This window comes from Luteipulveratus halotolerans (genome assembly GCF_001247745.1).
GTDB classification, from domain to species: Bacteria; Actinomycetota; Actinomycetes; order Actinomycetales; family Dermatophilaceae; genus Luteipulveratus; species Luteipulveratus halotolerans.
In genome coordinates, this window is the sequence record NZ_LAIR01000002.1 from 1,552,056 (window position 1) to 1,569,003 (window position 16,948).

The following is a 16,948-nucleotide window of genomic DNA, read 5'->3' on the forward strand; positions in this document are numbered from 1 at the left end:
GTGCTCAGACGTGCGTGGGGGAGTGGGCTGTATGAGTGGCGACGAGAGGGGCCGAAGCGGCACGCGGTTCGGCCCGTACGAGCTGCGCTCGCTGCTCGGACGGGCCGAAGCGGCACGCGGTTCGGCCCGTACGAGCTGCGCTCGCTGCTCGGACGCGGCGGCATGGGCGAGGTCTACATCGCGTACGACACGGTCAAGGACCGCACGGTCGCCCTCAAGCTGCTCCCGACCGACCTCGCCGACGACCCCGAGTATCAGGAGCGCTTCCGGCGTGAGGCTCGCACTGCAGCCCGGCTCCAAGAACCGCACGTCATCCCGATCCACGACTTCGGTGCGATCGACGGGGTGCTGTTCATCGACATGCGCCTGGTGCGCGGGCGCGATCTGCGTTCGGTCCTGCGCAGCGAGCGCCGCCTCGATCCCGCGCGGGCCATCGCGGTCGTCAGTCAGGTCGCGGCGGCACTCGACGCCGCTCATGCCGACGGACTCGTCCATCGTGACGTCAAGCCGGAGAACGTCCTGCTGACGCAGGACGACTTCGCCTACCTCGCCGACTTCGGCATCGCGAGTCGAGCCGACGAGAGCAAGCTGACCGGCGACGGCAGCGCCATCGGGTCGTTCGCCTACATGGCTCCTGAGCGCTTCGACGACGCACCCGTGACGTCCAGCGCAGACGTCTACTCGCTCGGCTGCCTCCTGCACGAGTGCCTCACGGGCGCAACGCCTTTCGCTGCTCGAACGGTCAGCGCACAGATCCGTGCCCACCTCTACGAGACGCCACCGGCGCTGTCGGTCATCGCGCCCGACGTACCCGCCGGTCTGGACCGAGTCCTGCAGTGGGCGCTCGCCAAGGATCCCGCCAGCCGGCCGCAGACAGCGGGTGACCTCGCTCGCGCGGCATCGGCCGCGCTGGACCCGCGGTCGTCTCCGGTCGAGCGTGCACGAACCGACCCGATGCCCCCGCCGGTCGCCGCGCCACGGTCGAGCTCAGCCACAGAGACGCCGACCGCCGGCCGGTCGCGGCGCGGGGTGGCAGTGCTGGCCCTCGTGGCCGTCGCCGCGGTCGTGGCCGGTGTCCTCGCGCTGCGACCTCTCCTGAGTGACGACGGCAACGGGGCCCAGTCGGGAGCGACCGGAGTGACGCTGACCTCCGACGACGGGGTTTCGGCGTCGCCGTCGGCCACGCCCACCTCCGCCGCGACCTCGGGCCCGACGCCCGAGCCGACCTCCTCCACGCCGTCGACGACGACGCCGATGCCGTCGCCCTCGACGGAGCCCGGGACGACGAACGTGCCGTCGCAGCGCACCGGGGTCGGGCTGAGCGGCCCCGGCTACGACTTCCAGGGATGGGTCAGCCCACAGGACGCGCGGTGCAACGTCGACGACCCGGCCGTGCTGGTGGCTGCGTCCACCACCACGCGCATCGCGATCTGCGAGACGGCGGTCGGCGACTACTACTACCGCGGCTACTCCACGAAGTCAGGCAACGGCATCGAGATCGACCACCCCGAGCGGACGGCTTCTGGGTGGCAGGTCACCAATGACGGTGTCACATATGACATCTCGCGCACCGACCTGTCGATCCGCAAGGGCAGCAACAGCCTGCTCGACGAGCCGATGACGACGTACGCCGACGGCACCTGACCGCGCACCTCACCCGGCGAGCAGCGCGCCTCCGTTGACGTGCAGGACCTGCCCACTGATGTGTCGACCGTGCTCGGACACGAGCAGCCGGATCAGTGCGGCGACCTCGTCGGGTGCCGCAGGTCGGCCGTCGTAGGTCTCGCCGATCAGGCGTTCGTGGCGCTCTGGGGTCATGCTCGACCCGAAGAACTCCGTGTCAGCGACGTATCCCGGCGCGACGACGTTGGCGGTGACGCCGCGCGGCCCGAGCGTGCGGGCGAGGTCGCGTATCCACGGCACGAGCGCGGCCTTGGCCGCGCCGTAGCTGCCGCCGCCGCGGGTGCCGGCGATCGAGCCGATGGCCACGATCGCGCTCGGGTCGGCCAGCCGGTCCGACAACGCCTCGGTGACGAGGACCGCCGTCATCAGGTTGAGCTGAAGCTGATCGATCCACGCGTGGGCAATGGCGCCCAGAGTTCCGTCCAGCGGAGCCTGCGCGACACCGCCGGCGGCGAGAACGAGTCCGGCGACTCGCACCTCGGTCAGGGAGTCCGAAAGGTGTTGGACGGCAACGGGATTCGCGAGATCGCACGAATGCGTCGTGGGAGCGACGGAGTCCGGAGCGAGGCTGCCGATCCGCGCGGCGACCGCTGCGAGGCGGTCCTCGCGGCGGCCGACCAGAGCGAGTCGGTGCGGCCCGCGTGCGAGGGCGAGTGCAGTGCTGCGACCGATGCCTGATCCTGCTCCGGTGATGACAATGACGGAGTCGCTCATGGCGATCACTATAGGGCTAAAATAATTGCCGTCGTCAACCGCACAACACGAGAGGTGGGTGGGTGACCACGATGGACGAGAGCACTCTCGGCGGGCCGTCGAGCGAGCCGGTCGCGGCGATCCTGGGCGCCTGGCAACGCGAGCGCCCGGACGTCGACGCCGCGTCGATCGAGGTGATCACTCCGCTGTGGCGCATCAGCCGTGCCGTGATCGCCGGCCGCCAACGAACACTCGCGGCGTACGACCTCGATCAGTCGGGCCTCGACGTCCTCGGCACGCTGCGTCGGTCGGGCGAGCCCTACCGGTTGACGGCGACCGAGCTGTCCGTGCGGTGCGGCGTGACGCCGGGTGCGACCACCCAGCGTGTGGCGCGCCTCGAGGCGAGTGGGCTCGTTCGGCGGAGCCGTGAGGAGCCCGACCGGCGCACGGTGCACGTCGAGCTCGCCGCTGCCGGGCACACGCTGCTCGACGAGGTCTTCGCGCAGGTGATGGCAGCCGACGAGGCGATGCTCGACGGGATGTCGTCTCGCGACCGAGCCACGCTCGTACGCATCCTGGGCGCGTGGGAGCAGCGACTCTGAGGGCTACGGCAGGACGCCCGACAGCACCATCACGAAGGCGAACCCGACGACGGAGATGACGGTCTCCATGAACGACCAGGACCGGATCGTCTGGCCCACGGACAGGCCGAAGTACTCCTTCACCAGCCAGAAGCCCGCGTCATTGACGTGACTGAAGAACAGCGATCCGCAGCCGATGGCCAGGACGAGGAGCGAGACGTCCGTCGTGCTCATGCCCTCGGCGAGGCTGCCGACGATGCCGGCCGCGGTCACTGTCGCGACGGTCGCCGAGCCGGTTGCGAGGCGGATGCCGACGGCGACCAGCCAGCCGAGGACGAGCACCGAGATGTTGGCGTCCTTGGCCCAGTCGGCGATCACGTCGCCGACACCGGCGTCGACGAGCAGCTGCTTGAAGCCACCACCCGCCGCGACGATGAGCATGATCCCGGCAATGCCCGGGAGCGCCTTGCCGAGTGATCCGCTGCTCTCCGCACGGGTCATGCCGGTGCCGAGTCCGAGGACGAAGTACGCGACGAGCACGGCGATCAGCAGAGCCACCGAGGGCGTACCCAGGACGTCGAGCACCGTGCGCGCTGCGCTCGACTCGTCGAGGAACAGGTTGGCGATCGCTGCAGGAAGCATCAGCACCACGGGCAGCAGCACGACGAGGACGGCCTGGGCGAACGCCGGCATCCGACGTCCCGAAGGCAGGTTGTCGCCGCGCGTCACCGTGCTGGCGGCACCCACCGTGCCGTCGTCGTCCGGTCCGGACTGAGCTGTGACCGGGACGAGGCGTTGGATGAGGCGCGCGAGCAGCGGACCTGAGATGACCAACGTCGGCACCGCGACGACGAGGCCGAGCAGCAGCGTGCGCCCCTGGTCGGCGTGCAGCGCCGAGATCGCGGTCTCGGGCCCGGGGTGCGGCGGGACCAGTCCGTGGAGGATCGACAGGCCTGCCAGGGCCGGGATGCCGACGCGCATGAGGGGCTGCTGGGTGCGGCGCGCGACGAGGATGACGATCGGCACGAGGATGACGACGCCGATCTCGAAGAACATCGGCAGGCCGAGGATCGCCGCGATGAGGGCCATTCCCCAGGGCAGCGCCCTGCCCGAGAACCGGTCGGTGATCGTGCTGACGACCCGGTCGGCGCCGCCGGAGTCGGCGAGGATCTGACCGAGCATCGCTCCGAGCGCGATCAGCAGGCCGACCGCTCCGGAGGTCGATCCGAACCCGTCGGTGAAGCTGTCGATCGCCGCCTCACCCGGCACCCAGGCGACCAGCGCGAGCGCGGCCGAGCCGAGGATGAGCGAGATGAACGGGTGCAGCTTGACGACGGTGATGAGGAGGACGACGACCGCGATGCCGGCGAGCGCCGCGAGCAGCAGCTGGGTGTTGCCGGCGTGGCTGATGGGTTCGTCGGCCGTGACGAGCGCGATCTGCATAGGGAAACGGTACGACCCGCTGCCGTCCGCGCGGCAGGTCCGGTCCTCATCCGGTGCCATGCTGACGTCGTGACCGAGACCGTTCATCGTCTGAGCCGTCGTGACGCGCGACGCATCGCGGTGCGTCCGGTGAACCCTGGCGAGCCGATGGGTGTCGGCGAGGTCGGCGAGCGCGCGACCGTCGAGGGAGTCGCAGGGGAGTGGCGGGTCGACTCGCAGCAGCTCGGCCTGGCGTTCCGGGGTCGCACCGCGCTGCTGTCGCCGTTGGACCGTCTCGTCGCCGACAGGGTGCGGCTCGAGGAGCTGTTCGAGTACGAGTACCTCCTGGAGATGTACAAGCCTGCCGCCAAGCGCCGTTGGGGCTACTACGCGTTGCCAGTGCTCCACGGTGATCGCCTGGTCGGCAAGCTCGACGCTGAGGCGGACCGACGCGCAGGTGTACTGCGCGTCAACGCGCTGCACTGGGACGTCGAGCCGACCGCCGCGATGCGTGCTGCTGTCGACCGCGAGATCGCCGCGCTCGCTTCGTGGCTGGGTCTCGACCTGGTGCGTGCCTGAGCCCCCCTCACCAACCGGTGATGGCTCGCACGACCCCGTCCTGATACCCGGCGACCAGCGCTCGCTGCCCGCCGGCACCGACGATCACCGGGGTGGCGAACGTGTTCGCGGTCGATGTCTGCAGCAACGGGGTGCTCGCGCCGGTGGCGAGGTCGATGCGTGCCAGGAGGCCGGCCGCGCCGAGCAGCAGCGCGTTCGAGCCGTCCCGGACCGGCCCCGCCTCGAACGACCGAGGTACGACGGACGCGCCACTCCACCGGGTCGCACCCGTCGTCGGATCGACGCAGGACGGGATGCCGAACTCGGTCACCAGGAGGCACCCGTGCTCGGTGACGAGTGCTGGGGTGTAGATGTAGCTGCCGGCCCGACGCCATCGGACCGCGCCTGTCGCGGCGTCGAGCGCGACAGCGCCCGAGACCGTCGAGACGAGGACGCCGCCGCCGGGTAGCAGCTCGATGGTGTCGCCCCAGGCGCCGTAGATGAGGCGCTGGTACGGCGCTGTGCGGGTGTTGGTCTCGAACGTCCACAACCGAGCGCCCGTACGCGCGTCGTAGGCGCGGACGAGTCCGTCACCGGAGCCGACCACGACGCGCGTGCCGTCACACGCGGCACGTCCTGCGAACATCCCGCCGTTGTCGACCGCCCACCGTTGTCTGCCATCGCTCGTGAGTGCGTGAAGCCGGTTGCCCGCGGCGACGAGAACGGTCGGCTCACCGTCGACCGGTGCAACGGTGGGGGTTGCAGCCACCGGTGCACCGAGGTCGCTGCGCCACGCGAGGGCGCCGTCCTCCGTCCTCAAGGCGTACAGGTTGTGGTCGATGCTGGGCACCACGAGCCGCCCCTCATCGAGCGCGGCGGGCGCGCGCAGCACCGGTCCGACCCGGCGCGACCAGCGCGGTCGGGCGCTGTGCTCCGTGGTCTCCAGCCGCGCGATCTCACCGGTCGTCGTGGCCGCGACGACTCCTTCCGGCACGCCCAGTAGTCCGCCCTGCACGGCACCGTCGAGCCGATGCGACCATGCGATCCTCGGACCCGGTGCGGTGATCGTCATGCGCGCGACGGACTCGTAGCGCGCTCCGTCGCCGGACACGGAGCGGATCTGTACGCGGTGCTCGCCGGGCACCAGCGCCGCGGATGGCAGGGTGGCTGACCAGGTCGCACCTGCGCCTGCTACCAGAGGTGTCCACTGACCATCGCTGGTGCCGCCGAACACGCCCTGCGGGTACAGCTGGGCCGAGACGGACGCCGGCGTCTCCTGACCGAACCGGGCGGACACCGTCACCTGCTCAGGGCCGGGTACGGCAGCGACCTGAGCCGGTCGCACGTCCAGGCCGTTCTGTCCCGGCGCGAGGTCGATCGACGTCACCGCCTGCTGCGTCGGCTCGCCCACCGCAGGGACGGTCCACCGCGTGACGGTCAGGCTGCCGCCGTCCGTGGTCCGCTCGAACCAGTAGAAGCTCGGACCGTTGTAGGTGTTGATGCCCGAGACCTGCGTGAGCCCGTTGAACCGCGACACGCTCTCCTGGTGGACGTGGCCGGCGAGCACCGCACGCACCGAGTACTGCTGGATCACCGTGAGCACGTCGTCGGTGTCGTTGACGAAGTAGTTACGACCACCAAGTGGGTAGTGCAGGAAGCAGACGGCCGGGGTGCCGGTGCGTGCCTCGCTGAGCGCCGCGCGCACGCGGTCGAGGCCCTCACGACCGAAGTAGCCGGGCTCCTGCAGCAGCTGGACCGGGGCGAGTCCGGCGAAGTGGACCCCACCGACGGCGAAGCTCGACCACTCCGGTCCGAACCAGCGCCGGTAGTCCGCGAGTCCTGTTGCGTCCCAACGAGACTCATGGTTGCCAGGGACGTGCTTCATCCTGTCCCACAGCCCGTTGGGGACACTGGCGCGGTAGGCGGCGAACTCGTCGCCGGCCCCGTAGTCGGTGATGTCTCCGCAATGCAGCACGACGTCCGGTCGCAGGCTGCTGACCACGTCGAGAGCACGGCGCAGATCGGCAGATCTCTGGGGGAGCGTGACGTTCGCGTGCGTGTCGGTGACCATCGCGAAGCGCAGTGTCGGTGCAGCGGCGGCCGCCGCTGCACCTGCCTGGGGCAGGAGGGCGCCCGCGGAGAGGGCCCCTCCCATCGCGAGCAGTCGTCGTCGGGTCACGCCGCTGCTGCTGTACGCCGGTCCGGTCATCGCGGTCTCCTCGTCACGTGCACTGAGCGTGCACCCGGGGCGACCGTAGGAGCCGTACAGGACCGGCGCGTGACCGCGCGTCGACGGGTGCGGGAAGGCCACCCGACACCTGCGTGCACGGAGTCGCCCAGTGCTGGAGCTGTCTGCGGTGGCACCGTGACACGATCGGGGCGTGAGCAGCACCTCGGACGACCAGCGCCTGCGTGATCTGCGTCTGCTGCGACGTGTCCGTGACCGGATGGACCGTGACTACGCGCAGCCGCTGGACGTCGCGGCGCTGGCGGCCGGCGTACACATGTCGGCGGGCCATCTGAGCCGTGAGTTCAAACGGGCGTACGGCGAGTCGCCGTACTCGTATCTCATGACGCGGCGGATCGAACGAGCGATGGCCCTGCTGCGCCGTGGCGATCTCAGCGTCACCGACGTCTGCTTCACGGTCGGGTGCTCGTCGCTCGGCACGTTCAGCACCCGGTTCAGCGAGCTCGTCGGCATGTCTCCGAGGGCGTACAAGATCGCGGCCGAGCAGTCGACGGCCGGGCTGCCGAGCTGTGTGGTCAAGCAGGTGACCCGACCGATCAGGAATCAAGAAGCACGGCAGAGCAGCTCGTCCTAGCGTTCTGCGCATGGCGATTCACATCCACTCCGCGTTCCTCCCGCACGACGATGCCGAGGCCGCGCTGGCGTTCTACCGCGAGGGCCTCGGGTTCGAGCTGCGCAACGACGTGGGCTACAACGGCCTGCGTTGGCTGACCGTCGGCCCGCCCGACCAGCCCGACGTCAACCTGGTGCTCTTCCCGCCGGGAGCCGACCCGGGCGTCACCGACGACGAGCGCCGCACCATCACCGAGATGATGGCCAAGGGCACCTACGGCATCGTGACGCTCTCGACCGCCGACCTCGATGCTGCGTTCGAGCGGCTGCAGGCGACCGACGCCGAGGTCATGCAGGAGCCCACCGACCAGCCGTACGGCGTGCGTGACTGCGCGTTCCGGGACCCGGCCGGCAACACCGTCCGCATCAACGAGGTGAAGTGACATGGCGACCATTCGTTCGCTGAGCATCGAGTCCGCGGATTCCGTTGCGGCACAAGCGTTCTACGACAAGGCGTTCGGCCTGGGCGACATCGTGACGCTGCGTGAGGCGGCAGGGGAGTCGACCGGTTTCCGGGGCTTCACCGTCTCGTTGCTCGTGGCCCAGCCGAGCACCGCGGACAGCTACCTCGCGAGCGCCGCAGAGGCCGGCGCGACGGTCCTGAAGCCCGGCAGCAAGAGCCTGTGGGGCTATGGGGGAGTCGTGCAGGCGCCGGACGGCACGATCTGGAAGGTCGCGACCTCGTCGAAGAAGGACAAGGGGCCGGCGACGCGTGAGGTCGAGAACGTCGTTCTGCTGCTCGGTGCCGATGACGTGAAGGCGACGAAGGCGTTCTACGTCGACCGTGGCGTCGGTGTCGACCGCAGCTTCGGAGGCAAGTACGTCGAGATGTCGTTCGCAGACTCGCCGGTCAGCCTGAGCCTCTACCAGCGCAAGGACCTGGCCAAGGACGCCGGTGTGGCGGTCGAGGGCTCGGGTTCGCACCGGCTCGTGATCGAGGGCGACCTCGGCGCGTTCACCGACCCTAACGGGTTCGTCTGGGAGTGAATCGGTGTCGGAAGGCGCGCTACGTCGCCTGTTGCGCCTGGCGACGAGCCCAACGGTCGAACTCCTGCGCCATCGCCGATTCCTCGCTACCGGCAAACAAGAGAGCGGCTGACAGGAGCCGGTCCAGCTCCGGGCTCGGGCCGCAATCGACGATGAGCATGGCGCGAGCGCGCAGGAAGTGGCTCGGGAAGTCCTCGTAGCGGAGGTCTCCGAGATCACCCTGCTCGACTGCTGCCAGGCACCCGCCCGGTGAGAGCAGAGCGTCCAACAGGGGCCAACCGGTCTGCTCGAGCTGCCTGACCATGTCCTGCACCGCGTCCGTGGCGCTCACCTCATCCGTGACGCGCCACCAACGCTCGAACTCAGCGCTGGTCCCGGTCGGCTGCAGTCGGGTGCGGTAGAGCCCCGCATCCTCGTGAATGCGACTGACGTCGCCGGTGATCTCGTTGTCGAAGTCGCGCCACCATCTGATCCACGGCTCGGGCGCTACTGCGAGGTTCACGATGCACTCGAGTTCGGAGGAGGTGTTCCACATCGATGTCTGGATGTGGACCACTGCCCAGTCGCCAGCGGGTGTGGACCGGCGCCAGGTCGGGAAAGCCCCCTTGAACCCGTGGGCACGGGCGTTGGGGCCGAAGACGTCTCGCACCGCAAGCCGGAGTGCCTTCTGCGCCGTCATTTGCAGACAGTGACACAGCGGGTGTCGGACGCGTCTTCCGACACCCGCTGTGAGCGTTCAGGGCGTGGCCATGTCGTCGAGGCACAGGATGTTGTCCTCGCTGTCCTTGAACCACGCGGCGTGACCCATCCCGTCGAAGCTCGCGACGTCGCCGTCCCAGGTCGTGCCAGGCATGTCGTAGTGCTCGAACGTCACGCCCTTGGCCTTGAGCCCGTCCACTTCGGCGGCGACGTCCTGGACATGGAACTGAGCGATCGTGTGGCCGGCCTGACCGGCGTACTCGGTCTCGTAGAGGAAGAACGTCGTGCCGCCGGCCGTGGTGTAGATCAGGCCGCCCGGGTTCTCCGAGGCCGGGCTGAGGCCGAGCGTGTCGGCGTAGAACCTGCGGGCTCGATCGAGGTCGCCCGCTGGGATGTTGGCCGTGACCTGGCTGTCGTTGAGCATGGCAGTGCCTCCGCAGGATGTGAGGAACGCCCCGAACGCCCTCTACGAATGACGCTAGTGTCGCGCGTCATTAATTCTTTGACAGTATGGGATGATGGCGTATGCCGTCACCTGCTCTGGAGATCAGCGATGAGGATCGTGCGACCCTGACCTCGTGGACACGGTCGCGCACGTTGCCGGCGGGACGTGCGCAGAGGGCGCGGATCGTGCTGGCCGTCGCGGCGGGGGCGGGCACCTCTGCGGTGGCTCGGCAGGTCGGGACCTCGCGTCCGACGGTGATCAAGTGGCGTGACCGGTTCGCCGTCGACGGGCTCGCTGGCCTGGAGGACGAGGAGCGTTCGGGCCGACCGAAACGCGTCGATGATGCCGGGATCATCGCCACCACGCTTGAGCCGCCACCGGCCAGGCTCGGGGTGACGCATTGGTCCTCGCGGCTGCTGGGCCAGCACCTGGGGGTCGGGGATGCCACTGTGGCCCGCGCCTGGCGCAAGTACGGGGTCAAGCCGTGGCGGCGGGAGACGTTCAAGTTCTCCACCGACCCGGAGCTGGAGGCCAAGGTCCGCGACGTGGTCGGGCTGTACCTGAACCCGCCGGAGAAGGCGGTCGTGCTGTGCGTGGATGAGAAGTCCCAGATCCAGGCCTTGAACCGGACCGCGCCGATCCTGCCGCTTCGACCGGGTTTGCCGGAGAAGGCGACCCACGACTACAAGCGCAATGGCACCACCACGCTGTTCGCCGCTCTTGAGGTGGCCACCGGTGCGGTGACCGACCAGTGCTACGACCGGCACGGCAAGGCCGAGTTCCTCGACTTCCTCAAGAAGGTCGCCAGGGCCTACCCGCGCCGGGAGCTGCACGTGGTCCTGGACAATTACCACACGCACAAGCACGAGGACATCAAGCAGTGGCTGGCCAAGCACCCGCGGATCACGTTGCACTTCACCCCGACCAGCGGGTCCTGGCTCAACCTCGTCGAGGTCTTCTTCGGGATCATCACCCGACAGGCCATCCGCCGCGGCTCCTTCGACAGCGTCAAGCAACTCGTCGCAGCGATCAGCACCTTCATCGACGGCTGGAACGAGCGCTGCCACCCATTCATCTGGACCAAGACCGCCGAGGAGATCCTGCCTCACGCCACCCGTCAAACCAGTTTAGGCGCGCGACACTAGAGGCCGAACGCGCCGCCACCGACGAGGATCGCGACGCCCAGTCCGATCAGGACGATCGGGAAGAGGATGTGCTCCCACCGTTCCAGGACCTCGGCGATGGGTCGACGCGTGGCGACGAACTTGGTCATGGCCACCAACACAGCCACGAGCACGAGGAACACGATGCAGAAGGTGATGACAGCGGGAGTACTGATGTTGAGGAACACCGGGACATAGACGCCGATATTGTCTCCACCGTTGGCGAAGGTGACTCCGGCGACGGTCGCCACTGCAACGCTCTTGCCGGATACGGCGGCATCATCGTCGTCGCCCTCGCCGCGGTAGGCCTGCCATGCGGCCCAGAGGCCCAGCGCGAGGGGGATGAGCCCGAAGTAGGGAATGGCCTCCTCTGGCAGTGCCCACCCCGCCCCCAGGGTCACCAGCAGTGCGGCGGCGAGGATCCCGACGAAGCCGAGGTACTGCCCGGCCAGGATCTTCGCGGTCGTCCCCGGACGCCCCGCCCCTCGGGCGAAGAAGAGTGAGAGCACGATGATGTCATCGATGTTGGTCGCGACGAAGAGCCCGATCGCTTGGAGCAGTGCCGTGACCGTCATGCCCTAGTGCTCCCTTCATGGCAGCCGGGCACATCGCAGGTGACGTCGAGGCAGGGAGCGTCCTCGTCGACGGCCAGCTTGACCTCGACCAGCTCGGTGAGCGCACGCGCGAGGTGGGGGTCAGCGATCTCGTAGAGGGCCTGACGGCCTTCATGGGTGGCGACCACTATTCCGCAGTCCCGCAGGCACCCCAGGTGGTTGGACACGTTCGAGCGCGTCAGGTCCAGAGCGTTGGCGAGTTCTGCCGGGTGCGCAGGGCACGCCAGAAGCGACAGGAGTATCCGTGAGCGAGTGGGGTCGGCCATCGCCCGGCCCAGGCGCTGCATGGCATCCAAGCGGGAAGTAAGAGTCAGCATGCACTGAACAATACAGTGCATGCTGAACTAAACTTCATCCTGCCCACATTGCCCGCTGCACGCAAGCTCCCGGTAAGAGGGCTGGACGGCTCTCCCCCGAGCACCTGGAGGCAAGACCGCCGACCCCCGCGCAACCCGTCAAACAACTTCAGACGCGCGACACTAGACGTGTGGTGGCCCTCGTCAAGACGGTCTGTGACACGCGTGGGTCGGTGCAACAACTCAGGGTCGCCGCCGCCGAGCGATCCAGGCATGGACGTCGTCCTGCGCGGCGCGCGCCATCGGCGTCGGGTGCCCGGTGAAGCCGTGCGGCGCCTCCGGATAGACCCGCAGGTCCACGTCGACGCCGACAGCCGGGACGCCATGGCCAGGTTGTCGTCCAGGAGCACGTCGGCGCTGCCGACCACCATCAGGACCGGCGGCAGGCCGCGTAGGTCGGCGAACGCAGGGGAGAGGTCGGGGTGCGTACGGTCCCCGGCGGCGCCGGCGTACGCGTCCAGGAAGTACTCATCGGCGAACAGGCGTCCGGCCGGCGTTGTGCCACTGAGGTCGTACGTGCCGAACTGCAGGACTGCGGACGTGAAACCGCGAATTCCCTTGTCTCGCAATCGAATCAGAGTCGTCATGGCCAGCGTCGCGCCAGCAGATGACCCCATGGGGGCGAATCCTGATTCCCCGAACGTATGTACGAAATGTTCGATGAGCCAGAGTGCGGCGACCTCGCAGTCGTCAGGGGCGGCCGGCCAGGGATGCTCGGGTGCGAGTCGGTAGTCCGCGGAGGCGACGACGAGCCCGAGGGCGTCCGCGAGACGCTGGTTGCATACGTCCTGAGCGGCCGCCGAAACCCATGTAGAACCCGCCGCCGTGGATGTTCAGCGCGGCGCTGACGGCTGGCCGGTCGGCAGGTTCGTGCAGGCGCAGCATCACGTGGCGATCATCAGATCTGATCTGTACGACGCGCGCCGGAGGCTCGGACGGCGTCGGCGGCGGGATGTTGTCGCGGGCCGTCATGAGCTCGTCCAGACCTGCCGGCCCGCGGCGCGCGGGCCGGTCGGCGTAGAACGCACGTGACGGCAGCACAGTGCGTCCAGACGTGCGTCCGTAGGCGCCGATAATCCACATTATGTCAAGTAACGGGAATCCAGCCCACCCCCGACCGTTGGTCCATGCCCCGGTGCCGAGCTCACCGCGTACGCACGATGTCGATGAGATCCCTGAGCGAACCGATCTGGTGCGTCGCCGCGCTGAAGTCCTGACCCGCGGTGAAGTCGTTGTGGACGACGGCGCAGTCGATCCCGGCGGCTACGGCCGACCGAAGTCCCCTGGCGGAGTCTTCCACGACGAGCGTCTGATCAGGATCGCCTCCGAAGCGACTCAAGGCCGTCAGGTACGGCTCAGGATGTGGCTTGGCCCGTCGGTAGTCTTCGCGCACCAGGACGAAGTCCATGTGGTCCAGCAGGTTGCGGTTCTGGTGGATGAGCTCGAACTCAGAGGTGGTCACGACGGCCATCCGGACGTCAGTCGAGAGCTCGTCCAGCACCTCCGCGACACTGTCGATCTCGATCGTCTCGGTACGCAGGTAGTGCTGATAACGGTCATCGCGGACGGCGCGCAGCCGTGCGACAGTCTCCTCGTCCACACCGGCTTCGCGTGCTCGTGCCCAGGTGCCCAGCCCGTGCCCCATGTCCTCGAGGTACTGGCTCAGATCGAGGGCGATGCCGATCTCTGCGAGAGCATCAGCGCCGGCCCGGTAATACCACGGCTCGGTGTCGACCAGGACCCCGTCATGATCGAACAGGACGAACTGCTTCATCAGGTGTCACTGATCGTCAGCGGCAGATGTGTGTGGCAGGCGTCGACGCCGTACAGCTCGACATCGTCGCGACGGTGTGGCTCCCATGCAGCCCGAGTGATGCGCCAGCGGTTGAGCTGGGCGCGTTCGCCGCGTCGTGTCGCCCAGTCGACACCGTTGGGTTCGTACCCGAGATCGCGCGAGATCGCGTTCGAGCCGGCGTTGTCGACGAACGCGTCGCTGCCGGCCTCCCGGGCGCCGAGGCCGTCGAAGGCCAGGTGGAGCACAGCCGCTCGCATCTCGTGGCCGAGTCCGCGGCCGCGTTCGTCGACCGACAACCAGGAGAACGTCGTCACGGTCCCCAGGGCGGCGAAGTGCACGCCCGTGACCGACTGCTCCCCCACTGCTCGACCGTCGAGGACGACCGTGAAGTTGAGCCGCCAGAAGTTAGGGCCGACTGAGGATCGGCGCAGCCACAGACGCCTCATCCAGTGCGCCACGCGCACCTCGGGGTCGGGCTCGTAGAACGTGATCGGGTCGTCGTACGGCGGTGGCTCCGCGTGCGTCTTGCCGGCGCGCACCAGCTCGGCGAGCTCGTCCATGAGCTCGTCCGTCGTCGCTCGCAGCTCGAGTCGCGGCGTGGTGACACGCACTTCGAGCAACGGGTAGTTCTTCATGCCGACTCCTCCCCTCCGTCGAGGCGGATGATGTAACCGATGAACGTGCGTGACGAGCCCTCCGGCGTCGGCGCCGGGCCCGTGGGCTGGAACCCGCAGACCTCGAGCACGCGGCGTGACGCAGGGTTGTCCGTGGCTACGCGAGCGTGCACGGTGCGTACGCCACGAGCGACAGCGAGGTCCAGCGCGAGACGTACGCCGGTGCGCGCAATCCCCTGTCCCTGAACGTTTTTCGCAACTCGAAAGCCGATCTCGGTGCGCTCCGGCTGGTCGATGTCGGTGATGTTCACCCGGCCGACAACAGCCTCGGAAGGATCGAGGAGAACTCCGATCAGCGAGGTGCCGGCCCGGTTCTCCTCGACGAGCTCAGCGAGTCGCGCGTCGAAATGAGCGAAGTAGCCGTCGCCCCGGTCGCTGATGCGGGTGGCGAAGAACGCCCGGTTGTCCAGCTCGAACCGCTCCAGCGGTCGCGCGTGCTCCGGGGCGAGCAGCTCAAGGCGCACGGGTGCTTCCACCTCACCCACACAACCGCACCCAGCCGTCGATGTCAGCCGACTTTCCGATGGCCTACTCCCCCGCGTCGCCGTCAGCCGGTCACCGGTCCCGCTGGCGGAAGGCCGACATGAGGACGGGGTCCGGGGTTCGCGGTGCCGACCAGAGGGCGCAGTCGGTCGCGTCGCCGGCGCCGTAGGCTCTGAGAGATGCATATTTCATAATGTGGATTAACGGCGAATACCGTTGTGCCACAACGCAATTCGCACATCACCGTAACAGCACTGAGCGCATACGTCACGAGTCAAGGACGCAGAACTCGTTCCCGTCCGGGTCGACCATGACCACCCACGACACATCGCCCTGCCCGATGTCGGTACGCCGGGCGCCCAGCGTTTCGAGTCGGGCCACCTCGGTCGCCTGATCGGCATCGACGGGTGCGACGTCGAGGTGCAGACGCTCCTTGCCGTGCTTGGGATCGAGGGGCGGTCCGCTCCAGGTGACCTTCGATCCGCCGAGCGCGGACTGGATCGCCGTCTCCTCGTCCTGATCCCACACGAGCGGCCAGCCGAGGGCCTCGCTCCAGAAGTATCCGAGGCGCTGCGTGCCGTCGCAGTTGACTGCACCGATCCGACCGGTGTCGGCGAGGAAGCCGTTGCCCGGGTCGATGACACACAGCTCGTTGCCCTCGGGGTCGGCGAGGACGACGTGCTCGGCATCCGGTCCCTGGCCGATGTCGATGTGCTTGCCGCCGTGCGCGAGCGCCGTCGCGACGAGGTCCGCCTGGCCCTGCGGAGTGGCGCTCGTGAGGTCGAGGTGGGTGCGGTTGGCAGCGACCTTCGGCGCGGCACCCGGGACGATCCGTACGGCGAAGCCGGGCTGGGACGTCGGCGGCAGGAGCACTCCCCCGCGTGCGTCGTCGAGACGTCGGCGACCGAGCATCGCCGCCCAGAACGTCGCGACCTTCTCGGGATCGTGCGCATCGAGGACGACGGCGTCGCGGCGAAGGCTCATCGCTCGACGCTAGGCCGGGCTGTCCCTTCGGAGCAACGCAATATGCCTGCCCGGGCTCAGGCCGAGGGCGCCTGCGGGAAGTCGGTCCTGCTGATGAGTCGGGCGTCGGTGAACGAGTCGATCTCGGCGATGCGGCCGCCGACGACCGTGCAGGCCATGACGCCGATCGGGCGTCCTCGCGGGTCCCACACGGCGACGCCGGGGCGGCCGTCGACCCGGACCGATCGGGTGCGCACATCGGCCCGGGCGCCGCGCTGGACGCGGGCCGCGACCACCTGCGCGCCCCGCCGTTCGACGACGCCGCGCCCGGTGTGGGAGCGCCAGGTGACATCGGGGTCGAGCACGCGCAGCAGCTCGTCGAACTCTCCGGCCCGCGATGCTGCGAGGAACGCGTCGACGACCGCTCGGCTGCGACCGTGCTCGACGTCGGGCTCATCGGCGTCGCGGACCTTGCGCCGTGCTCGGCTGGCCAGCATCTTCGACGCGTCGGTCGAACGGTCGAGCACCTGGGCGATCTGGTCGAACGGCACGCCGAAGAGGTCGTGCAGCACGAAGGCGACCCGCTCGGCAGGGCTGAGCGTGTCGAGCACGACCAGGAGCGCGAGCCCGACCGACTCGGCCAGCACCGCATCGCCCTCCGGGTCGCTGCCGTCGTCGGCCACGACGACCAGCTCCGGCGGGTGGTCGTCGTACAACGCCTCCGGGTGGCGCCTGCGCGAACGCATGACGTCGATGCAGACTCGGCCCACGACGGTGGTGAGCCATCCGGCGACGTTGTCGACCGATCCGTCGTCCTGGCGCGACAGCCGCAACCACGCCTCCTGGACGGCGTCCTCGGCGTCGGCTCGTGAGCCGAGCATGCGGTGCGCGACGGCGAGGAGGCGGCCGCGTTCCTGCTCGAACGCCTCCGCGAGAGCGTCACCTCTGTCGTGGGGCACCATGCGAGAGCTC

The 16,948-nt window shown here is 68.8% G+C and carries 19 protein-coding genes and 1 pseudogene; 7 read left to right on the forward strand and 13 right to left on the reverse strand.

The genetic code is table 11. From position 1 onward, the window contains the following. Window positions 1-1,644 (forward strand): serine/threonine-protein kinase, encoded by a 1,644-nt coding sequence (locus VV01_RS07965; RefSeq protein WP_269431118.1) that lies wholly within the window; start codon window positions 1-3, stop codon window positions 1,642-1,644. Between the two features lie 9 nt (window positions 1,645-1,653). Here the strand turns inward: VV01_RS07965 and VV01_RS07970 are convergent, their stop codons facing one another. Further along, on the reverse strand, window positions 1,654-2,397 hold the full coding sequence (locus VV01_RS07970) for an SDR family NAD(P)-dependent oxidoreductase (RefSeq protein WP_050671801.1): 744 nt from the start codon (window positions 2,395-2,397) through the stop codon (window positions 1,654-1,656). Window positions 2,398-2,468: 71 nt separating this feature from the next. Between VV01_RS07970 and VV01_RS07975 the strand changes: the two genes are divergently transcribed. Then, window positions 2,469-2,978, forward strand: coding sequence for a MarR family winged helix-turn-helix transcriptional regulator (locus VV01_RS07975; RefSeq protein WP_050671802.1), 510 nt, complete (start codon window positions 2,469-2,471; stop codon window positions 2,976-2,978). Window positions 2,979-2,981: 3 nt separating this feature from the next. On the opposite strand, the gene VV01_RS07980 is transcribed toward VV01_RS07975, so the two are convergent. Beyond that, window positions 2,982-4,400 carry a GntP family permease gene (locus VV01_RS07980; protein WP_050671803.1) on the reverse strand — a complete coding sequence of 473 codons (1,419 nt, stop codon included), beginning with the start codon at window positions 4,398-4,400 and terminating at the stop codon, window positions 2,982-2,984. A gap of 69 nt (window positions 4,401-4,469) precedes the next feature. Between VV01_RS07980 and VV01_RS07985 the strand changes: the two genes are divergently transcribed. Continuing rightward, window positions 4,470-4,958, forward strand: coding sequence for a DNA glycosylase AlkZ-like family protein (locus tag VV01_RS07985; RefSeq protein WP_231635187.1), 489 nt, complete (start codon window positions 4,470-4,472; stop codon window positions 4,956-4,958). Between the two features lie 7 nt (window positions 4,959-4,965). Here VV01_RS07985 and VV01_RS07990 read toward each other — a convergent pair whose 3' ends face one another. Continuing rightward, the gene (locus VV01_RS07990; protein WP_157508776.1) at window positions 4,966-7,146 is read right to left on the reverse strand and encodes an outer membrane protein assembly factor BamB family protein; all 2,181 of its coding nucleotides are present in this window, start codon (window positions 7,144-7,146) and stop codon (window positions 4,966-4,968) included. A 172-nt stretch (window positions 7,147-7,318) separates the two neighbouring features. On the opposite strand from VV01_RS07990, the gene VV01_RS07995 reads away from it, so the two are divergent. From VV01_RS07995 to VV01_RS08005, 3 genes are read left to right on the forward strand one after another with little or no spacing between them, the layout of a single operon-like run. Then, window positions 7,319-7,759 (forward strand): helix-turn-helix transcriptional regulator, encoded by a 441-nt coding sequence (locus VV01_RS07995; RefSeq protein ID WP_050669421.1) that lies wholly within the window; start codon window positions 7,319-7,321, stop codon window positions 7,757-7,759. Window positions 7,760-7,769: 10 nt separating this feature from the next. Then, a complete protein-coding gene (locus VV01_RS08000; protein ID WP_050669422.1) occupies window positions 7,770-8,180 on the forward strand; it encodes a VOC family protein in 411 nt (136 codons plus the stop codon). 1 nt (window position 8,181) lies between these two features. Beyond that, the gene (locus tag VV01_RS08005; RefSeq protein WP_050669423.1) at window positions 8,182-8,784 is read left to right on the forward strand and encodes a VOC family protein; all 603 of its coding nucleotides are present in this window, start codon (window positions 8,182-8,184) and stop codon (window positions 8,782-8,784) included. 19 nt (window positions 8,785-8,803) lie between these two features. Here VV01_RS08005 and VV01_RS08010 read toward each other — a convergent pair whose 3' ends face one another. Continuing rightward, a complete protein-coding gene (locus tag VV01_RS08010) occupies window positions 8,804-9,463 on the reverse strand; it encodes a DUF4304 domain-containing protein (protein ID WP_050669424.1) in 660 nt (219 codons plus the stop codon). A 57-nt stretch (window positions 9,464-9,520) separates the two neighbouring features. Then, window positions 9,521-9,907, reverse strand: coding sequence for a VOC family protein (locus tag VV01_RS08015; RefSeq protein WP_050669425.1), 387 nt, complete (start codon window positions 9,905-9,907; stop codon window positions 9,521-9,523). Window positions 9,908-10,008: 101 nt separating this feature from the next. Here VV01_RS08015 and VV01_RS08020 point away from each other — a divergent pair, with 101 nt between their 5' ends. After that, window positions 10,009-11,073 carry an IS630 family transposase gene (locus tag VV01_RS08020; RefSeq protein WP_050669426.1) on the forward strand — a complete coding sequence of 355 codons (1,065 nt, stop codon included), beginning with the start codon at window positions 10,009-10,011 and terminating at the stop codon, window positions 11,071-11,073. On the opposite strand, the gene VV01_RS08025 is transcribed toward VV01_RS08020, so the two are convergent. The 8 genes and pseudogenes from VV01_RS08025 to VV01_RS08060 all read right to left on the reverse strand — a co-directional run bounded on the left by VV01_RS08025 (window position 11,070) and on the right by VV01_RS08060 (window position 16,938). Next, the gene (locus VV01_RS08025) at window positions 11,070-11,666 is read right to left on the reverse strand and encodes a cadmium resistance transporter (RefSeq protein ID WP_050669427.1); all 597 of its coding nucleotides are present in this window, start codon (window positions 11,664-11,666) and stop codon (window positions 11,070-11,072) included. The two genes, VV01_RS08020 and VV01_RS08025, sit on opposite strands and share 4 nt — an antisense overlap. Then, window positions 11,663-12,022, reverse strand: coding sequence for a Cd(II)/Pb(II)-sensing metalloregulatory transcriptional regulator CmtR (cmtR, locus tag VV01_RS08030; RefSeq protein WP_050671804.1), 360 nt, complete (start codon window positions 12,020-12,022; stop codon window positions 11,663-11,665). Before cmtR ends, VV01_RS08025 begins: the two co-directional genes overlap by 4 nt. Continuing rightward, window positions 12,016-12,819: pseudogene (locus VV01_RS24900) on the reverse strand (alpha/beta hydrolase fold domain-containing protein); the annotation flags it as partial. The pseudogene VV01_RS24900 and the gene cmtR, both read right to left, overlap by 7 nt. A gap of 386 nt (window positions 12,820-13,205) precedes the next feature. Next, window positions 13,206-13,835 carry an HAD family hydrolase gene (locus VV01_RS08040; RefSeq protein ID WP_050669428.1) on the reverse strand — a complete coding sequence of 210 codons (630 nt, stop codon included), beginning with the start codon at window positions 13,833-13,835 and terminating at the stop codon, window positions 13,206-13,208. Next, complete coding sequence (locus VV01_RS08045) at window positions 13,835-14,491, reverse strand: GNAT family N-acetyltransferase (protein WP_050669429.1); 657 nt, start codon at window positions 14,489-14,491, stop codon at window positions 13,835-13,837. The genes VV01_RS08040 and VV01_RS08045 overlap by 1 nt, the downstream gene beginning before the upstream one ends. Next, window positions 14,488-14,994, reverse strand: coding sequence for a GNAT family N-acetyltransferase (locus tag VV01_RS08050; RefSeq protein WP_197275010.1), 507 nt, complete (start codon window positions 14,992-14,994; stop codon window positions 14,488-14,490). Before VV01_RS08050 ends, VV01_RS08045 begins: the two co-directional genes overlap by 4 nt. 286 nt (window positions 14,995-15,280) lie before the next feature. Beyond that, window positions 15,281-15,997: a VOC family protein gene (locus VV01_RS08055; RefSeq protein ID WP_050669431.1), complete on the reverse strand. Its 717-nt coding sequence runs from the start codon at window positions 15,995-15,997 to the stop codon at window positions 15,281-15,283. Between the two features lie 56 nt (window positions 15,998-16,053). Continuing rightward, window positions 16,054-16,938: a sigma-70 family RNA polymerase sigma factor gene (locus tag VV01_RS08060; RefSeq protein WP_050669432.1), complete on the reverse strand. Its 885-nt coding sequence runs from the start codon at window positions 16,936-16,938 to the stop codon at window positions 16,054-16,056. Window positions 16,939-16,948: the final 10 nt, after the last annotated feature.